The following is a 16,387-nucleotide window of genomic DNA, read 5'->3' as shown; positions in this document are numbered from 1 at the left end:
CGATCGGTCAACTAGACTGTAGACCATGAAAACCGGAGACCAAAGCCGACAGGCCCTGATGGATGCCACCCGCAGTCTGGTGCTCACCCGCAGCTACGGCTCGGTGGGCATCGCCGGCATCTGCGAGCGCGCCGGCGTCCGGCGCGGCAGCCTGTATCACTTCTTCCCGGGCAAGGAGGATCTGGTCATCGCCACACTGGAGGTGCTTTACACCGAGTTCGAGGCCGAGGTCCTGCAGCCCGCTTTGCGCGGACCCGCCGGACTGCGCGGACGGATCACCGCCTTCGTGAACGCGGTACACGCGTTTCAGACTCGCATGCAGGCCGCGGAGGGCCGCCTGCCCGGCTGCCCGTTCGGCAGCCTGGCGGTGGAAACCGGCACGCAGAGCCCGCGTCTGCGCGAAGCCATGCAGGGCCATCTGGACGCGATCCGCGCGCAATTCCGCGCGGCCCTCGACGCGGCCGTCGCGCACGGCGAACTGGATGCACGCACCGACACCGCCCGCCTCGCCGACCACTGGCTCGCGCTGATGGAGGGCATCCTGCTGATGGCGCGCGCGGAACAGGACGCGGACACCATCCTGCGCCTGGCCCCGGCGCTGCAGGACCTGCTGCTCGGCGCACCGGCGCCGGAAAGGCGCGCGAATGAACATCGATAGCCGTCCACGGGTGCTGCTGCTGTCGGCCTATCGTGCCGACAGCCATGCGGTATGGGCGGATGCCCTGGTGGCCACCTTTCCCGACATCGAATGGCTACGCTTCGAGCTGCCCGGTCGCCATTTCCGCTGGCGCATCCGCGGCAACCCGATCTCCTGGCTGGAGGCACTGGAAGGCGTGCGGGCCGATGCGATCGTCGCGACCTCGATGGTGGATCTGGCCACGCTGCGGGGCCTGCATCCGCCGCTGTCGGCCCTGCCCGCGCTGTACTACTTCCACGAGAACCAGTTCGCCTACCCGGTCGGCGAGCATCAGGTACGCTCCATCGAGCCGCAGATGGTGCAGATCTACGGCGCGCTGTCCGCCGGGCGCATCGCGTTCAACTCGGCTTTCAACCGCGACTCATTCCTCGACGGCCTGCGGGCCCTGCTGCGGCGCATGCCGGACGCGGTCCCGCCCGGCGTCCCGGAGCGCCTGGCCGACCGGGCCCGGATCCTCCCGGTCCCGGTCCCGCCGCCGCGGCGACCGGAAGGGGCCACACCGGAACGCGACCCGGACCTGATCCTGTGGAACCACCGCTGGGAGTACGACAAGCGCCCGGAACTGTTCGCCGAGGCGCTGGAAAGGCTGGCCGCGCGCGGACGGGGCTTCCGCCTGGCCCTGCTGGGACCGCGCCCGAAACCGCCGCCCGAGGCCCTGCAGCGGATCCGGGAGCGGTTCGGTACCAACATCGTGGCCGACGGGCGCCTGCCGCGCGCGGAATACGACGCCCTGCTGTGGCGGGCGGGCATCGTCGTCAGCACCACCGCGCACGAATTCCAGGGGCTGTCGATGCTGGAGGCCAGCGGCGCCGGCGCGCGTCCGCTGGTGCCGGACGCCCTGTGCTACCCGGAGCAGTACCCGCCCGAATACCGCTATCCGGCCGGCGACCCCGAGGCCCTGGCCGCCCGCCTCGACACCTGGCTCACCGACGGCCTGCCCCCGCCGGCGGACGTCCGCGCACTGGAGCCCGACACCCTGCTGCCCGCGTGGACACGGGCGCTGGAAGAACTGACCGGCCGCCCGCTCAGTCCAGCGCCAGCCACGAGGACGTAGACGACGCCGTTCCCTCCCCGGCGACCTCATCCTCCACGAAGGCGGGCCGGATCACGTCGCGGTAGTTGCGGATGCGCTGCACGTAGTACACCGGCTGGTAGCCGCGCGCGTAGCCGAACCGCAGATCGCGGTAATAGCGTTCGTCGGTCAGCAGCGGCAGCACTTCGCGCATATCCGCCCAGCGGTCGGGATCGCGACCCAGCTCGCGCGCCAGGCGTCGCGCGTCCAGCAGATGCCCGCGGCCGATGTTGTAGCTGGCCAGCGCGAGATAGGTACGGTCCGGTTCCGGGATGTCCTCGTCCAGGCGCTCGTGCATCTGGCGCAGGTAGCGCGCGCCGCCATGGATGCTCTGCTCCGGATCCAGACGATCCTCGATCCCCAGCTCCTGCGCGGTGCGCTGGGTCAGCATCATCATCCCGCGCACCCCGGTAGGACTGCGCGCCTGCGGATCCCAGTGCGACTCCTGGTAGGCCAGTGCGGCCAGCAGGTCGGCGGGCAGTTCGGTCTCGTCCGCGGCCTCCTCGAACACCGGGCGGAAATCCGGCAGCCGCTGATCGATGCGCCGGGTCAGGGCACGCAGGTCGACGAAATCGAATTCCGGGACATAGGCATAGTACTGCTCGTCCACCCCGGCACGCGCCTGCGTCCCCTCGTCGGTGTCCATCCACGCGCCCGCCTGCGCCGCCAGTCCCTCGAAATCGGGGTGCAGATACCAGCCGATCGCGCGTTCATCACTCACGTCGAAGGCCACTTCCAGGTGCGGGAACATCCGCCGGTTGAGCCCGACGATATGCGAGTCGGCCACGGTGCAGTCGAGTTCGCCCTCTTCCACGGCCGCCAGCAGGCGCTCGGTGCCCTCCGGCTCGGCGCGATGGGCCACCGGCTCGTCCAGCGCCTGCAGGGTTTCGACGTAGGCGCTGCCGGCACTGACCGCCAGCTCCAGCCCGTCCAGATCGGCCGCCGACTCCGGCAGCGAGCCGCGGTCGCGGTGACACACGACCTGCTCGGTCACCTCGGTATGCTGCGGCCCGCGGAGGAAATCCGCATCACGCGATTCCAGATGCGTGAGGCCGGCCGCCGCCATGTGGACCTCACCGGAAGCCAGGGTCTTCAGCACCTCGCCCACCGAATCCACCAGCTTCCATTCGACCTCCCAGCCACGCGCGCCTGCGAAGGCTTCCACCAGGTCGTGTTCCGGACCTGCGGTCTCGGTGTGGCGATCGTAGAACCAGGCGGTGGGTGCATTGCGGGTCACCACCACCAGTTCACCGGTGTCCTCCGGATGTTCCAGCGACGAGCCCGCCACCCCCGGCACCTCGGACTGCCCCTCTCCGGGACTACAGGCCATCAGCACGGCCGCCGACGCGGACAGCAGACCCGGGCGCAGCCAGCGGCTCGGATGCAGTGAATGGATGTACGAATCAGTGGACATGAGATCCCTCCCCGGACGGTGTCTCCTGACACCCGGCGGGCCCGAACGGCCCGAAAACATCCTCAAACCTTCGGGAAACGTGATCCGTCCCACAACCAACCCTGATTCGATCAGGGTTGTGACGCGGAACCCCGCGCCCGGTCGGACGATCCATCAGGCAGACACCGACCGCCCGCGGGGAGACATCCCATGCAACACGCCGCACTGCTGGACATCTTCGGCATTATCCTGATGGTCGCCGGCGCGATTACCGCGCTGGTCGGGGTGCAGGACGCCTTCACCCGCCGCGAGCGTGCGCGTCCGGTGATCGGGCGCTTTACCGCCCGCACCCTCGGACTGGCGGGTGGCGGCGGGGCGGCGGCGGCACTCGGTCTCGCCCTGTTGCTGCTGTAACCTGCGCGCCAGCAATACCTTCCCTTGAGCCCGCTCGCGGGTGCGGCTACGGTCCGCGTGAAAAAGCCCCGGATCCGGGAGGGAGGAAGGCACATGCAGCCGAAGCCACGACATCTCGCCGCCGCCATCACCGCCGCCACCCTGGGCCTTGCCCCGACGGCCGTGCTGGCCGCCGGGTTCTACCTCCAGGAGCAGGGGGTCACCGGACTGGGGCGGGCCTATGCCGGCGAGGCCGCCTTCGCCGACGACGCCAGCACCATCTACTTCAACCCGGCCGGCATGACCCGGCTGGAAAGCGCCGAGGTGCAGGCCGGCGCGCATCTGCTGTTCCCGCACTCCAGCACCCGCAACGACGGCTCCAGCTTTACCAACGCCAACACCTTTGACGTGGACGGCAGCCAGGGCGACAACCCCTACGACCCCACCCCGCTGCCCAATTTCTACTGGGCCGAGCCGCAGTCGGAGCGCGTGTGGCTGGGCTTCGGCCTGGGCACCCATTTCGGCCTCAAGGGCGAGTACGACGACGATTTCTTCGCCCGCTACGATTCGCTGGAGACCGACCTGCAGGTCCTCAACCTGCAGCCCAGCATCGCGGTCCGGGTCAGCGACCGGGTCTCCATCGGCGGCGGCATCGATCTGCAATACGCCGATGCCACGCTGCGCGCGGCCATCCCCGACGCCACGGGAGCGGACCCGGCCACCGACGGCGAATACCGCCTGGAAGGCGACAGCTGGGACGTGGGCTACAACATTGGCGTACTGATCGACCTCGCGGACACCACCCGTCTCGGATTGCACTATCGCAGCGGAGTGACCCACACGCTCAAGGGCACCGCCCGGGTATCCATGCCCGAAAACGGTCCGATCAGCCGACCGGTGATCGCAACCGGCGAGGCCGAGCTCAAGCTGCCGGACATCGCCAGCGCGGCGCTCAGCCACCGCTTCAACGAACGCTGGACCGGGCTGGTGCAGTACACCTGGTTCCGGTGGTCGAACTTCGACGAGATCGCGGTGGAGTCCGCCAACCCGCTCGCCGAACAGGAGCTGGAGCAGAACTATCGCAACAGCTACGCCCTGGCGGTCGGGGCCGAATACGAACTCAACCCGGACTGGACCCTGCGCGGCGGCATCCAGTATGACCGCACGCCCACGCGTGACGGCTACCGCTCCACCCGCACCCCGGATGGCGACCGCACCTGGCTGTCGCTGGGGGCCTCGTGGCACCCGACCGACCGCCTGAGCATCGACCTCGGCTACTCGTACGTGGATGTCTCGCGCGAGGACATCGACCTGACCCGCGAATTCGATACCGGCACGGTGGAATACAGCGGGAGCACCCGCGGGCGGGTGAACATCCTGTCGGCAGGACTGCGCTACACCTATTGATCGGTGTTTCCCTGGCGCCCCGACGCCGTTCGGGTGGTCACGTCGCAGGCCTGCTCCAGGGCGCGGCGATCGGCCTGCGTCAGGCGGCTGCGGCCGGCGTTCTCCGGCCCCAGGGTCGCGTACATCACCGCCTCCGGGTCGGAGACATGGCCGATGCCCAGCGCATGGCCCAGCTCGTGCGCCAGCACCAGGGTCAGCTGCTCCCGATCGACCGCCTGATACACGGTGATGGAGCGCGACCCCGGCGTCTGCTCGTACAGCCCGACGTTGAACCCGCCGGCCTGCCGGGAACGTTCGTTCAGACCATCGGCACGCTCGTTGTACCGCGCGATCGCGGCATCCAGCTCTGCAGCCCGCCGATCCAGTTCGCCACGACGCTCCTCCAGCTGCCGGGCCTGACGGTTCAGCTCCTGACCACGCTCCCGGATCGCCTCGCCCTCCTCCTCCAGACGCGCGCGCCGCCGGTCGCTGCGGTAGCGATCCCCGGCATTCCACGCCTCCACCTCGCGCCGATGTTCCTCGCGGCGCTCCTCCAGTTCCTCGCGCCGCTCGGCATGGCGGCGGATGTCCGCCTCGAGATCGGCGCGCGCATCCTCCAGGCGTTCGCGCCGCCGTTCGATCTCCTCGTACGCCGCATCCAGGCCATCGCGATCGCGCTGCCGGGCCAGGGCGGAGGCCTGACGCTCATCGAACACCAGGCGCACCGCCACGCCCTCGTCCGCGCGGTCGCGAAACAGCGTGGTCTCGGTAACCGACTCCCACATCTCGCGCGCATCCCGCAGGGCCGCGCGCACCTCGCGCTCCTCCAGCCCGAACTCCGCATCCACCCGATCAAGATGAAGGCTCACCGGCAGCCGGCAACCCGGGGCCACCGGGTGTTCCCGCATGGCCGGCCCGGCGTCCGGCGCGGACACCGACGACTCGCTGTCCTCCGCGTCGGGACCCGGCCCCAGCTCGTGCCATGCCCCCGCCACCACCAGCAACAGCAGTGGTACCAGCCACCAGCGGCCGCTCACGCCCGTCTCTCCACGGTCACGCCCCCTCCAAATACAGAGTTGTCACCCCGCGGCCTGCGTTGCAAGATGGACCGCAAGGTCCTGTCCCAAACCGGAGAATCCTCATGCTGCGACTTTTCACCTCCCGCATCGGCCCCTCCTGCCTCAGCCTCGGTGCCGCCCTGCTGATCCTGCCCTTCGCCGCCGCGGCGGAAACCCCGAACATCGAACCGGGCAAGTGGGAATACACCCACACCATGATAATGGAAGGCATGGACCAGATGCCGGACCAGGTGGACACCTCCCGCGAATGCGTGACGCAGGAAGACATCGAACGTGGCGAGGACGTGTTTGAAGTGCCCGACGAATGCACGCTGGATCACGCCGACATCCGCGCCGACGGCGCCGAATACGCGATGACCTGCACCGATCCGCAGGGCGGCAGCGCGACCATGGAAGGCGAGATGCGCTTCATGGGTGACCGCTCGGAGGGCCGCATGGAGGCCGATGTCGAGGGCCCGATGGGCGAGATGACCATCGTCACGGAGATCGAGGGCGAGCGCATCGGCGACTGCTGATCGGTCGCGGATCCCGAACATATCCCGCGCTGGCCCCTTGCCCGGGCCGGCGCGGATCTAAAGCAGCTCCAGGTGCTCGGTGAGCACGTACCAGACCACATACCCCCCGTACAGGATCAGGAAGATCACGCTGAGGATGGTGATCGGCCGATAACCCTTGATCCGCACCTCGTAGGACACGTCCTCGCCGCGTGCCCGGCGGCGGCGCACCTCCAGCCAGCGCGACACCCGCCACCAGATGAACAGCAGGATCAGGATCGCGGTCAGGAACTTCAGCATCGGGGGAATCTTCTCGCAGTGGTGCTGAACGCGACACTACCCGAGAACGCCGCGCGTCGCATCGTGAACCCGACCCGGAACCGGGCTCCCGGGGGAGCGGTCCCCGGGATTACCGCCGCTTTGCGTGCCGGGTCGCCGGCGCATTCCACGGATCCTCCGGCCACGGATGCTTCGGGTAGCGCCCCTTCAGCTCGCGGCGCACCTCCGGGTAGCCATTCGCCCAGAAGCTCTTCAGATCCTGAGTGACCTGCACCGGGCGCCCGGCCGGTGACAGCAGGTGCAGCATTACCGCCACGCGCCCACCGGCAACCGTCGGGGTATCGGTCAGGCCGAACAGCTCCTGCAGCTTGACCGCCAGCACCGGCGGCTCGCTGGTGTAGTCGACCCGGTACGCGGAACCGGACGGCACCTCGATTCGCGCCGGCGCCTCGCGCTCCAGTTGCTGCTGCTGCGCCCAGTCCAGGCGTGCCCGCAGGATCGCCGCCAGATCGAGGCGTTCCAGATCGCGCCGCCGCGTGATCCCTGCGAGATACGGCCCCAGCCACTGCTCGAGATCGGCCAGCAGCGCGGCATCCCCCATGGCCGGAAACCCCGCCTCCGGCATCGCCTCGTGCAGCATGCGGATGCGCGCGCGGAGCTGGCTCGCCGCCGCGTCCCACGGCAGCCGCTCCAGCCCCTCGCGGCGCAACCGTGCGCACCACGGGGCGATGGTGTCGGCGGGATCCTCCAGCGCGACCATCTGCCGTTCGATCACCAGCGTGCCGACCCGGCGGATACGCGCATTCTCCAGGCGCGCTCCGTCCTCCACCCAGTCGCAGCGCGTCTCGCGGTGGAACAGCTCCGGCGCCTCGCGTTCCAGCACCGCCGGATCCAGCGCCACCGCACAGCGGATACGGGCCTCGCGTTCGGCATCGCTGCAGTCCACCGCCACCAGGAATTCCGCATGCGCCAGGCGTTCGCGCTCCGGCAGCACCGCGCCGCGGCCGTTGCCCATCACGAAACGCCCGGCCGCGCCGCCACGATGCCGGGCGATGCGCTCCGGCCAGGCCAGCGCGGCCAGCACGCCAAGGGCGGCGGGCTCGTCCATCGCCCCGTCCGCCCCCGCTTCGCCGGCTTCGGCCGCACCCGCGACCCGTTCCAGCCCCTGCTCCAGACGCCGCAGGGATCGCTGCCAGGCCCGTCCGCCCGCGCGCCGCGCCCGTTCCAGCCGCAACTCCAGATCCAGGGGCATCTCCGGTCCGGCCAGCCCGGGTTCCTCCACCAGTACCGCCAGTTCGCAGGCCAGCCGCGACCACCCGCGTTCCTGCGCACGCAGCAGCATGTGCGCCAGCCGCGGATGGGTCGGCAGGCGCAGCAGCGCACGCCCGTGATCGGTGATGCGCCCCGCTGCGTCCACCGCGCCCAGTTCCGCGAGCAGCGCCTGCGCCGAGGCCAGCCCGTGCGCCGGGGGCGGTTCCAGCCAGTCCAGCCCGGCCACCGGCTCGCCCCAGCCCGCCAGTTCCAGCGCCAGCGGCAGAAGGTCCACCTGGCGCAGTCCCGGGGTTGCGTAATCCGGCCGGGTGACCTCGTCCGCCCGCGCCCACAGCCGGATCGCGACCCCGGGTTCGGTGCGTCCGGCACGCCCGGCACGCTGTTCGGCCGCGGCCTTCGAGGCCGTCACCGTCACCAGGCGAGAAAGCCCGGTGGCCGCATCGAAGCGCGGCTCGCGGGCCAGCCCCGCATCCACCACCACCCGCACGCCTTCGATGGTCAGGCTGGTCTCGGCGATGTCGGTGGCCAGCACCACCTTGCGTTCGCCCGCCGGGGCCGGCTGCACCGCGCGCGCCTGTTCCTCCGCGGAGAGACGACCAAACAGCGGCACGACCCGCGCATGACCGGACGGCGTATCCCGGCCGGCGTCCCCGCCCGCCTGCAGCCGCCCAGCCACCTCGCGGATCTCGCGCTCCCCGGGCAGGAAGACCAGCAGGGATCCGGTCTCGGCCGCCAGCGCCTCGCGCACCGCATCGGCCACCGCGTCCGCCAGCGACGCGTCCGGCGCCGGCGGCGCATGCCGCACATCCACCGGAAACTGCCGGCCGCGCGCCCGCAGGACCGGTACGGGTTCGGCCCCGCCCTCCGACCCGCCCCGGGCCAGCAGGCGCGCCACCGCGTCATCATCCAGCGTGGCCGACATCACCACGATGCGCAGCTCCGGGCGCAGCAGCCGGCGCACCTGCAGCGCGAAGGCCAGCGCCAGCTCCGCCTCCGGCCGACGCAGGTGGAATTCATCGAAGACCAGGGTATCGACGCCCTCCAGCAGCGGATCCGCCTGGATGCGGCGCAGGAAGATCCCGTCGGTGACCAGCTCCACCCGGGTCTGCGCCGAGACCTGCTGCGCGTCGCGCACGCGATAACCCACCGTCTGCCCCACGGCCTCGCCGCACTGCCCGGCCATGAACGTGGCCGCCATGCGCGCGGCCAGGCGCCGCGGCTGCAACACCACCACGCGCCCGGGCGACTCCCCGGAGGCCAGATGCAGCGGCACGCGGGTCGTCTTGCCCGCCCCGGGCTCGGCCACCAGCACCGCCGCCCCGGGCGAAGCCAGCGCCGCATCCAGCGGCCCCAGCAGATCCTCCAGCGCCGCCGCTTCTTCGCGGGCCATCGTCGCGCTCATCGCGAACGGGCCACCCGCCAGCGGACGCCGAGGCCGACGCGGAACGGGGCCGATCTGGAAAGCTTGCTCACCATGTCCTCAGTCTCGCAGATACCGCCGCACCGCGCCGCCCGCCGGGTGCATCCCGAAAGCATGGCGGGCCCACCCCGGGCCCGTACCCGCCACATGCCTCGCAATCGGCAGGCTTTCGCGGCACCATCGACGCAGATTGCGACCACGGCCGACCATGAGCAGCGACCCCGACAGCCAAAACCGGCACGCCCCCACACCCCGCCTGCGGATCCTGCTGGGCGAGGTCACGGCCCTCGGACCGGGCAAGGCACGCCTGCTGGAGGCCATCCGGAGCGCGGGTTCGATCTCCGGTGCGGCGCGTGACATGGGCATGTCCTATCGCCGGGCCTGGAACCTGGTGGAGACCATGAACCGCAGCTTCCGCGAACCCCTGGTGGACACCGCCCGCGGCGGCACCCGGGGCGGCGGCGCGCGGGTCACACCGCTGGGCGAGGATGTCCTCGCCCGCTACCGCCGCATGGAGGAGCGCGCCGCCGAGGCCATCCGCGACGAGCTCGACGCCATGCAGCCCCTCATGCGCGACGACAACGAATAGCCCGCATATCCGGCCAGACGGCCAGGTGGGTACCCGGGTAACTGGCTATGCGGGTATGTGGGAGCGTGCTCGCACGCGAACAACGGCCCTGCCGCCCCCGACCGGGCCGCAACCGGCCACCTCCCGCCATCCTCAATCCGCCTTTCCTGGCCCCTGCCACCCGCGGAACCCCTCGCGCACCGACAGGCTGCGCACATACCCCAGATCGCGCAGCAGCTGCGCGGCCCGCAGGCTGCGCCGCCCGCTGTTGCACAGGCACAGCAGGATCTGATCCTGGCGCACATGGTGCTGGTTGATCAGCGACAGGAAGTGCTGGAAATCCCGCTCGTCCGGCTCGTCCGCATCCAGCAGCTCCTGTTCTTCTTCCGACAGATGCTTGCCCAGCAACTGCTTCAGCCGAAACAGCGGCACCGACACCGCGCCATCCACCGCGCCTTCCAGCTCCAGCTCGAACGGCTGGCGGATGTCCAGCAGTACCGCCAGGCCGATATCCACCAGCTCGCGCGCCGCATCCACGCTGATCTCCAGCTGCGGCCCGTCCGTATCCGTCTCCTCGTGTGCCTCGCTCGTCATCGATTTCCTCCGGTTTTGCCCTGCGGGCGCATGGGACAGGTCCTGCGAAAGCTTGTTCCACCCACCCCGGATCGCTATATTCCACTGAACATAACGAATGTGACAGCAGCCATGTTCGCCCCGGGGTCGCCCACGGGTCGCCCTGACCCGGGCATCCGCCGAGCGCCCCCGGCTCAATCCGACGAAAGGACGGACCCAATCCATGCCCCGCCACCCGCGCCTTGTCTTCGCGAGCCTGATCATCGCTCTGTTTCTGCTGCTGGCCCCGTCCGCTGCCCACGCCAATGACACGCTGACCATCGCCGCCGCCTCCGACCTGCGGTTCGCGCTGGACGAGATCATCGAGGAATACGAGCGCGAGCACCCGGACGACGCGGTGCGCGTGACCTACGGCTCCTCCGGGCGCATGACCACGCAGATCATGAACGGTGCGCCGTACGACGTCTTCTTCTCCGCCGACATCGCCTACCCGCAGAAGCTGCGCGCGGAGGGCCATGCGGTGACCGAACCGGAGGTCTACGCCATCGGCCGCATCGTGCTGTGGAGCAACCGCATGGACGCCTCCGAACTGACACTGGAAGACCTGACGCGCGACGACATCCGCCGCGTCGCCATCGCCTCGCCGACCCATGCGCCGTACGGCGTGCGCGCGATGGAAGCGCTCAAGTCCGCGGGTGTCTGGGACGAGCTGCAGCCGAAGATCGTCAACGGCGACAACATCGCCCAGACCGCGCGCATGGTCCAGGCCGGCGGTGCCGAGATCGGCGTCATCGCCCTGTCGCTGGCCGAGTTCCCGGACCTCGCCGAACACCCGCACTACCTGATCGACGACGCGCTGCACGAACCCCTGACCCAGGGTTTCATCATCACCCGACGCGGCGAAGACAACGCTACCGCGCACCGCTTCGCCGGGTTCATGGGCCGCGACACCGCCCGCGACATCATGCGCCGCTACGGCTTCGTGATGCCCGAGGGCGAATAACGGATGTTCGAGCTGAGCCCCACGGACTGGATGGCGATCGAGGTCACCCTCAAGCTCGCGATCTACACCACGCTGATCCTGCTGGTAATCGCCACACCAATCGCCTGGTGGCTGGCCAACGGCCGTGCCCCCGGCGGGCTGCGCACCGCGGTGCAGGCGCTGGTGGCCCTGCCGCTGGTGCTGCCGCCCACCGTGCTCGGCTTCTACCTGCTGGTCCTGCTGGGCCCGGCCGGCCCGGTCGGCAGCACGCTGGAGAACTGGGGGCTGAATCACCTGGCCTTTACCTTTCAGGGCATCCTGATCGCCTCGGTGATCTACTCGCTGCCGTTCGCGGTGCAGCCGCTGCAGCAGGCCTTCGCCAACCTCGGCCGCCGCCCGGTGGAGATCGCCGGCTCGCTGGGCGCCGGGCGCATCGACCGCTTCTTCACCGTGATCCTGCCGATGACCCGCGGCGGCTTCATCGTCGCCGCCACCCTCGCCTTCGCCCACACCCTCGGCGAGTTCGGCGTGATCCTGATGCTGGGCGGTGCCATCCCCGGGGAGACCCAGGTACTGTCCATCCTGATCTACGACCACGCCGAGGCCATGGACTTCGCCTCCGCCCACCGTCTGTCCTTCGGGCTGCTGGTGTTCGCCTTCGCCGTGCTGTTCATCGTCTACGCGATCAACCGCCGCTTCGACACGGTGCGCCCGTGACCCGGCCCGAGCCCGACACGCTGCGCATCCGGGCCCGGCTGGAACGCCCCGGATTCACGCTGGACGTGGACACCGCCTTACCGCTGCAGGGCGTCACCGCCCTGTTCGGCCGCTCCGGCTGCGGCAAGACCACGCTCCTGCGCGTCATCGCCGGGCTGGAACATCCGCCCGGCGGCGAGGTGCACTTTCGCGATACCGCCTGGCAGACCGGCAAGACCTTCGTCCCGCTGCACCGCCGCCGCGTCGGCCTAGTGTTCCAGGAATCCACCCTGCTCCCGCACCTGTCCGTACGCGGCAACCTGCTCTACGGCTACAAGCGCACGCCCGAACCCCTGCGCCGCCTGCACCTGGACGAGGTCGCCCGCTTGCTCGGCATCGACGACCTGCTGGAGCGACGCGCCGAGGCACTCTCCGGCGGCCAGCGCCAGCGCGTCGCCCTCGGCCGCGCCCTGCTCACCAGCCCCGACCTGCTGCTGCTCGACGAACCCCTGAACGCCCTGGACACCCAGACCCGGCGCGAGATCATGCCCTTCCTCGCCCGCCTGTCCGAGGAGACCGGCATCCCCAGCCTGCTGGTCACCCACGCCCCGGACGAGGTCGAACGCCTCGCCACCCGCGTCGCCTTCATGCACGACGGCCGGCTCGAACGCCTGGAACCCCTGCGCGAGGCACTGGCCCGCGCCGACTCCCCCCTGTTCCGCGAACAGGGCGCCGTCTCCGTCCTGCAGGGCCAACTGGGCCCGGCCGACCAACACGGCCTGCACCCCTTCGGCCCGCCCGAGGCCCGCTACCACGTACCGTCCACCCCCGGCGCCAGCAACGGCGCCGGCCGCCCGGCCCGCCTGCGCGTAGACGCCCGCGACGTCTCCATCGCCCTGTCGCCGCCCCAGGACGTTTCCATCCTCAACATCATCCCCGTCACCATCGAGTCCCTCGACGAGGCCCCCGGCCACCACGGCCCCGCCCGCCTCCTCGCCGTCTGCCGCCAGCACGACGGCCAGACACTGATGGCCGAACTCACCCGCCTCTCCACCGAACGCCTGCGCCTCAAGCCCGGCACCCGCGCCCACGCCCTCGTCAAATCCGTCGCCCTCCTCGACTGATCACGTCTGGCGCGGTTCGGCGGCGTTACCGACTGGGTTCGCAATGTTCGGTCAGATACAGGATCGCGGACCCTCGACGGGAGGCGGATGACGCCGAACCGATACATAAAGGGCAGCGGGATCGGCGCATGAGGCCACTGGAGGCGAAAGGGGCCGGAAACAACAAGAGATCCGGCCCCGCTTCCATTCTTGCCTTGGGCGAAATGGCCGCCCGGGGTTGACCTGCTTGTGGACGATCTCTTCCTTCGGATAACAGGAAATACTCAGAACCTCGTCGCAGACGGAATCGGTATCGGACACGACAACCACTCCCTATGCTCTGGTTAAACGGACAGATGCATCGCGCATCTGCCAGGGAGACATGGCATTTCCTGGCACGGCTCGGACAAGGAGATAGTGAGAGATGACGGAGCCAGACCTGACGCAGGTACGCGCGGCCCTCGACGCCGGTGACTATGCCGGGGCGCGCGAGCTGATTGACGACTTCCCCGGGTCCCCTTCGGCGAAAGTGCTGGAACTCCGGGCCATGGCGGCATATGGAAGTGGAGACCTGGAAGGGACTCTGGCCGCGTATGGCGATCTGTACCGCCTTCATCTCGAGAACGACGAGCCCTGCGAGGCAGCTCAGGCCGCCGTAAACGTGGGCATGTATCTGATGATGGATTCGGGCCTGATGGCACCCGTACGCGCCTGGCTGTCACGGGCCGAACGCCTGCTCTCCGGCGCACCGGACAATCCGGTGTGGGCCTGGGTCGCTGCGGTAAGAACCTACGAACGTCTGATGTGCGGAGACATGCCGGGGACCGGGCACTGGGCGCGCAAGGCGATGGAAGGGGGGCACAGGCACGGCCTGAAGGCGCCGGCGATCATCGGACAGGTAGCTGATGCCAGGGTCCGCATCCATGATGGCGCGGTCGACGAAGGGCTGAGTGCGCTGGACGATGTGGCCGTGGAGCTGAGCGCCGGCAATCTCGATCCCCTGACCTCCGGACAGATGTGGTGCGAGGTCATCTGTGCGATGCAATGGATCGGCCAGCACGACCGTGCCGAACAGTGGACCGAAGCCATGGAACGCTGGCGTCACGACGCGGCCTTCGGGGGGCTTGGCGGGCGTTGCCGGGTCCACCAGGCGGAGATCATGCGCCTGCGGGGGCCCTGTGATGCGGCTGAACAGGAGGCGTTGCTCGCATGCGAAGAGCTGCGACCCTGGATGCGCCGCGAGTACGGCTGGCCACTCACTGAACTGGGCAACGCACGCCTGCGCAAGGGCGATTTCGCCGGGGCCGAAGAGGCCTTCATGGCCGCCTACCAGAACGCCTGGCTGCCCCAGCCCGGGCTTGCGTGGCTGCGGCTGGCCCAGGGGCGCACCGAGGAAGCCTTTGCGATGATCGAGAATGCCCTCGAACATCCGTTCGACATCCCCTCGAAGGAGCGCCCGCCCACCGGCGCGCTGCGGCGGGCCCCCTTGCGCGATGCCGAGGTGGTGATCGCACTGGCCGCCGGACGTGCGGATGTGGCGCGCGCCGCCGCAGCCGATCTGGAGGCCACCGCGGAGGCCTATCAAAGCCACACATTGCGCAACGCAGCCGTCGCGGCCCGGGGGCGTCTGGCGCTCCACGACGGGCAAACCGAAGAAGCCATCCGGCTGTTGAGTAGCGCCGTGACTGAATGGGTCTCGCTGCGAATGCCCTTTGATGCAGCAACCCTGCGCATCGAACTGGCCGAAGCCTATCGCGCAGCAGACGACCGCCGGACGGCCGAGCAGGAGCTCGAGGCGGCCTGCAGCGCATTCCGGGACCTCAACGCCACTCCCTGGGCCGAACTCGCACGCGAACGGGCACCGGAGAAACCGGCGGAGACAACAGCCGAGCCCGAACGCTGCGTCTTCAGCCGGGAGGCGGACATGCGAACGGTGACGTACGCCGGCACGACCGTACGCCTCAAGGACCTCAAGGGCATGCGCTATCTGGAGCGCCTGCTGGCAGAACCCGGTCGCGAATTCCACGTCCTCGACCTGGTGTCGGCCGAGCGCGGGGCACTGCCGGTCGAGCCCCCCGCGGAGGATCTGCGCATCGATGCCCAGGCGGGGCTGGAGGTGTTCGACTCGAAGGCGCGCGAAGCCTATCGGCAACGACTCGCCGAAACGGAAGCGGATATCGAAGAGGCCGAGGCAAACAACGACCTTCACCGGGCAGAACTGGCACGCGCCGACCGCGAGTTTCTGATCAACGAACTGCGCCGCGGCGTGGGCCTGCACGACCGTGCGCGAACCGTGGGGGATGGCCTGGAACGGGCACGAACCAGTGCAACCCGGTCACTGCGTTACGCCCTCGACCGGATCGCCGAGCACCATGCAGCGCTCGGCGAGCACCTCGAGCGGACCGTACGCACCGGTACCTACTTCGCCTATGAGCCCGACCCCCGGGCCCCGGTCGAGTGGCAGATCTGACCGCCGTGCATCCGTCTTGCATGCAGCACTCCGCAGCGGAGGCTGCGGCTTTTCCCTACGACCGCTCCTCATTGCAGTCGATCACCGGCTCGCCGTACGCGGTTGGGCCGGGGGGCAAGGACTGGTGGTTCATCAGGGGGCTTACGGAAGATGTTGCACGGCTGCAGCAGCCCCATGCCAGTTTGCGTGCAGGCCCGAGACCTACCTGAAAGAATGTCAAAAATTCTGACGGCCTTCATGGCGCAGGTGCAACGGCTCAGCGGGAATGGTCAGGGTTTCTTACAACCGCTCGAGCAGGATCCGTGAGCGCCAACAGAAAGGTCTTTAGCAACCTTAACTTACTAACATGGCCTATTTTTTGCCAGATGCTTTTCAAGGGTGCTCGTTCCGCGGCCGACAGTCGGCCCCGGCCCCTTCGTAAGCTTCCCCGTCAAGAGGACCATTCATTTTTAGAGTCCTCGGCGGTTGAGTGGAGCTGGGCGTAGATGACCGGCGGCAGGTCGCCGAGGG

At 69.4% G+C, this 16,387-nt stretch carries 15 protein-coding genes; 10 read left to right on the top strand and 5 right to left on the bottom strand.

The features are described 5' to 3' along the window. Positions 1-58 precede the first annotated feature (58 nt). A complete protein-coding gene (locus D571_RS0100080; RefSeq protein ID WP_018934639.1) occupies positions 59-658 on the top strand; it encodes a TetR/AcrR family transcriptional regulator in 600 nt (199 codons plus the stop codon). Then, the gene (locus D571_RS0100075) at positions 645-1,751 is read left to right on the top strand and encodes a DUF3524 domain-containing protein (RefSeq protein ID WP_018934638.1); all 1,107 of its coding nucleotides are present in this window, start codon (positions 645-647) and stop codon (positions 1,749-1,751) included. The genes D571_RS0100080 and D571_RS0100075 overlap by 14 nt, the downstream gene beginning before the upstream one ends. Here the strand turns inward: D571_RS0100075 and mltF are convergent. Then, positions 1,723-3,183, bottom strand: coding sequence for a membrane-bound lytic murein transglycosylase MltF (mltF, locus tag D571_RS0100070; protein ID WP_018934637.1), 1,461 nt, complete (start codon positions 3,181-3,183; stop codon positions 1,723-1,725). The genes D571_RS0100075 and mltF overlap by 29 nt on opposite strands. 189 nt (positions 3,184-3,372) lie before the next feature. On the opposite strand from mltF, the gene D571_RS0100065 reads away from it, so the two are divergent. Next, the gene (locus tag D571_RS0100065) at positions 3,373-3,576 is read left to right on the top strand and encodes a DUF3185 family protein (protein ID WP_018934636.1); all 204 of its coding nucleotides are present in this window, start codon (positions 3,373-3,375) and stop codon (positions 3,574-3,576) included. A gap of 93 nt (positions 3,577-3,669) precedes the next feature. Further along, positions 3,670-4,962, top strand: a complete 1,293-nt coding sequence (locus D571_RS0100060; protein WP_018934635.1) for an OmpP1/FadL family transporter — start codon at positions 3,670-3,672, stop codon at positions 4,960-4,962. On the opposite strand, the gene D571_RS0100055 is transcribed toward D571_RS0100060, so the two are convergent. After that, the gene (locus tag D571_RS0100055) at positions 4,956-5,978 is read right to left on the bottom strand and encodes a matrixin family metalloprotease (RefSeq protein ID WP_018934634.1); all 1,023 of its coding nucleotides are present in this window, start codon (positions 5,976-5,978) and stop codon (positions 4,956-4,958) included. The two genes, D571_RS0100060 and D571_RS0100055, sit on opposite strands and share 7 nt — an antisense overlap. Positions 5,979-6,082: 104 nt before the next feature. Between D571_RS0100055 and D571_RS0100050 the strand changes: the two genes are divergently transcribed. Beyond that, on the top strand, positions 6,083-6,535 hold the full coding sequence (locus D571_RS0100050) for a DUF3617 family protein (protein ID WP_018934633.1): 453 nt from the start codon (positions 6,083-6,085) through the stop codon (positions 6,533-6,535). A gap of 57 nt (positions 6,536-6,592) precedes the next feature. On the opposite strand, the gene D571_RS0100045 is transcribed toward D571_RS0100050, so the two are convergent. Both D571_RS0100045 and hrpB read right to left on the bottom strand, forming a co-directional pair. Further along, positions 6,593-6,814, bottom strand: coding sequence for a hypothetical protein (locus tag D571_RS0100045; protein ID WP_018934632.1), 222 nt, complete (start codon positions 6,812-6,814; stop codon positions 6,593-6,595). Positions 6,815-6,923: 109 nt separating this feature from the next. After that, entirely contained in the window at positions 6,924-9,455 is a 2,532-nt protein-coding gene (hrpB, locus tag D571_RS0100040; RefSeq protein WP_018934631.1) for an ATP-dependent helicase HrpB, read from the bottom strand. Between the two features lie 238 nt (positions 9,456-9,693). On the opposite strand from hrpB, the gene D571_RS0100035 reads away from it, so the two are divergent. After that, entirely contained in the window at positions 9,694-10,074 is a 381-nt protein-coding gene (locus tag D571_RS0100035) for a winged helix-turn-helix domain-containing protein (protein ID WP_018934630.1), read from the top strand. A gap of 132 nt (positions 10,075-10,206) precedes the next feature. On the opposite strand, the gene D571_RS0100030 is transcribed toward D571_RS0100035, so the two are convergent. Continuing rightward, positions 10,207-10,647: a rhodanese-like domain-containing protein gene (locus tag D571_RS0100030; protein WP_018934629.1), complete on the bottom strand. Its 441-nt coding sequence runs from the start codon at positions 10,645-10,647 to the stop codon at positions 10,207-10,209. A 202-nt stretch (positions 10,648-10,849) separates the two neighbouring features. On the opposite strand from D571_RS0100030, the gene modA reads away from it, so the two are divergent. The 4 genes from modA (at position 10,850) to D571_RS0100010 (ending at position 15,877) form a co-directional block, all read left to right on the top strand. Continuing rightward, complete coding sequence (gene modA, locus D571_RS0100025) at positions 10,850-11,629, top strand: molybdate ABC transporter substrate-binding protein (protein WP_018934628.1); 780 nt, start codon at positions 10,850-10,852, stop codon at positions 11,627-11,629. A gap of 3 nt (positions 11,630-11,632) precedes the next feature. Next, a complete protein-coding gene (gene modB, locus D571_RS0100020) occupies positions 11,633-12,325 on the top strand; it encodes a molybdate ABC transporter permease subunit (protein ID WP_018934627.1) in 693 nt (230 codons plus the stop codon). Further along, positions 12,322-13,428, top strand: a complete 1,107-nt coding sequence (gene modC / locus D571_RS0100015) for a molybdenum ABC transporter ATP-binding protein (protein WP_018934626.1) — start codon at positions 12,322-12,324, stop codon at positions 13,426-13,428. The genes modB and modC overlap by 4 nt, the downstream gene beginning before the upstream one ends. Positions 13,429-13,831: 403 nt before the next feature. After that, positions 13,832-15,877 (top strand): hypothetical protein, encoded by a 2,046-nt coding sequence (locus tag D571_RS0100010; protein ID WP_018934625.1) that lies wholly within the window; start codon positions 13,832-13,834, stop codon positions 15,875-15,877. Positions 15,878-16,387: the final 510 nt, after the last annotated feature.

Origin of the sequence: Thioalkalivibrio sp. ALJ24 (assembly GCF_000377785.1) — a bacterium.
Classification (GTDB): Bacteria; Pseudomonadota; Gammaproteobacteria; order Ectothiorhodospirales; family Ectothiorhodospiraceae; genus Thioalkalivibrio.
This window is presented reverse-complemented; position numbering and strand designations above follow the sequence as displayed.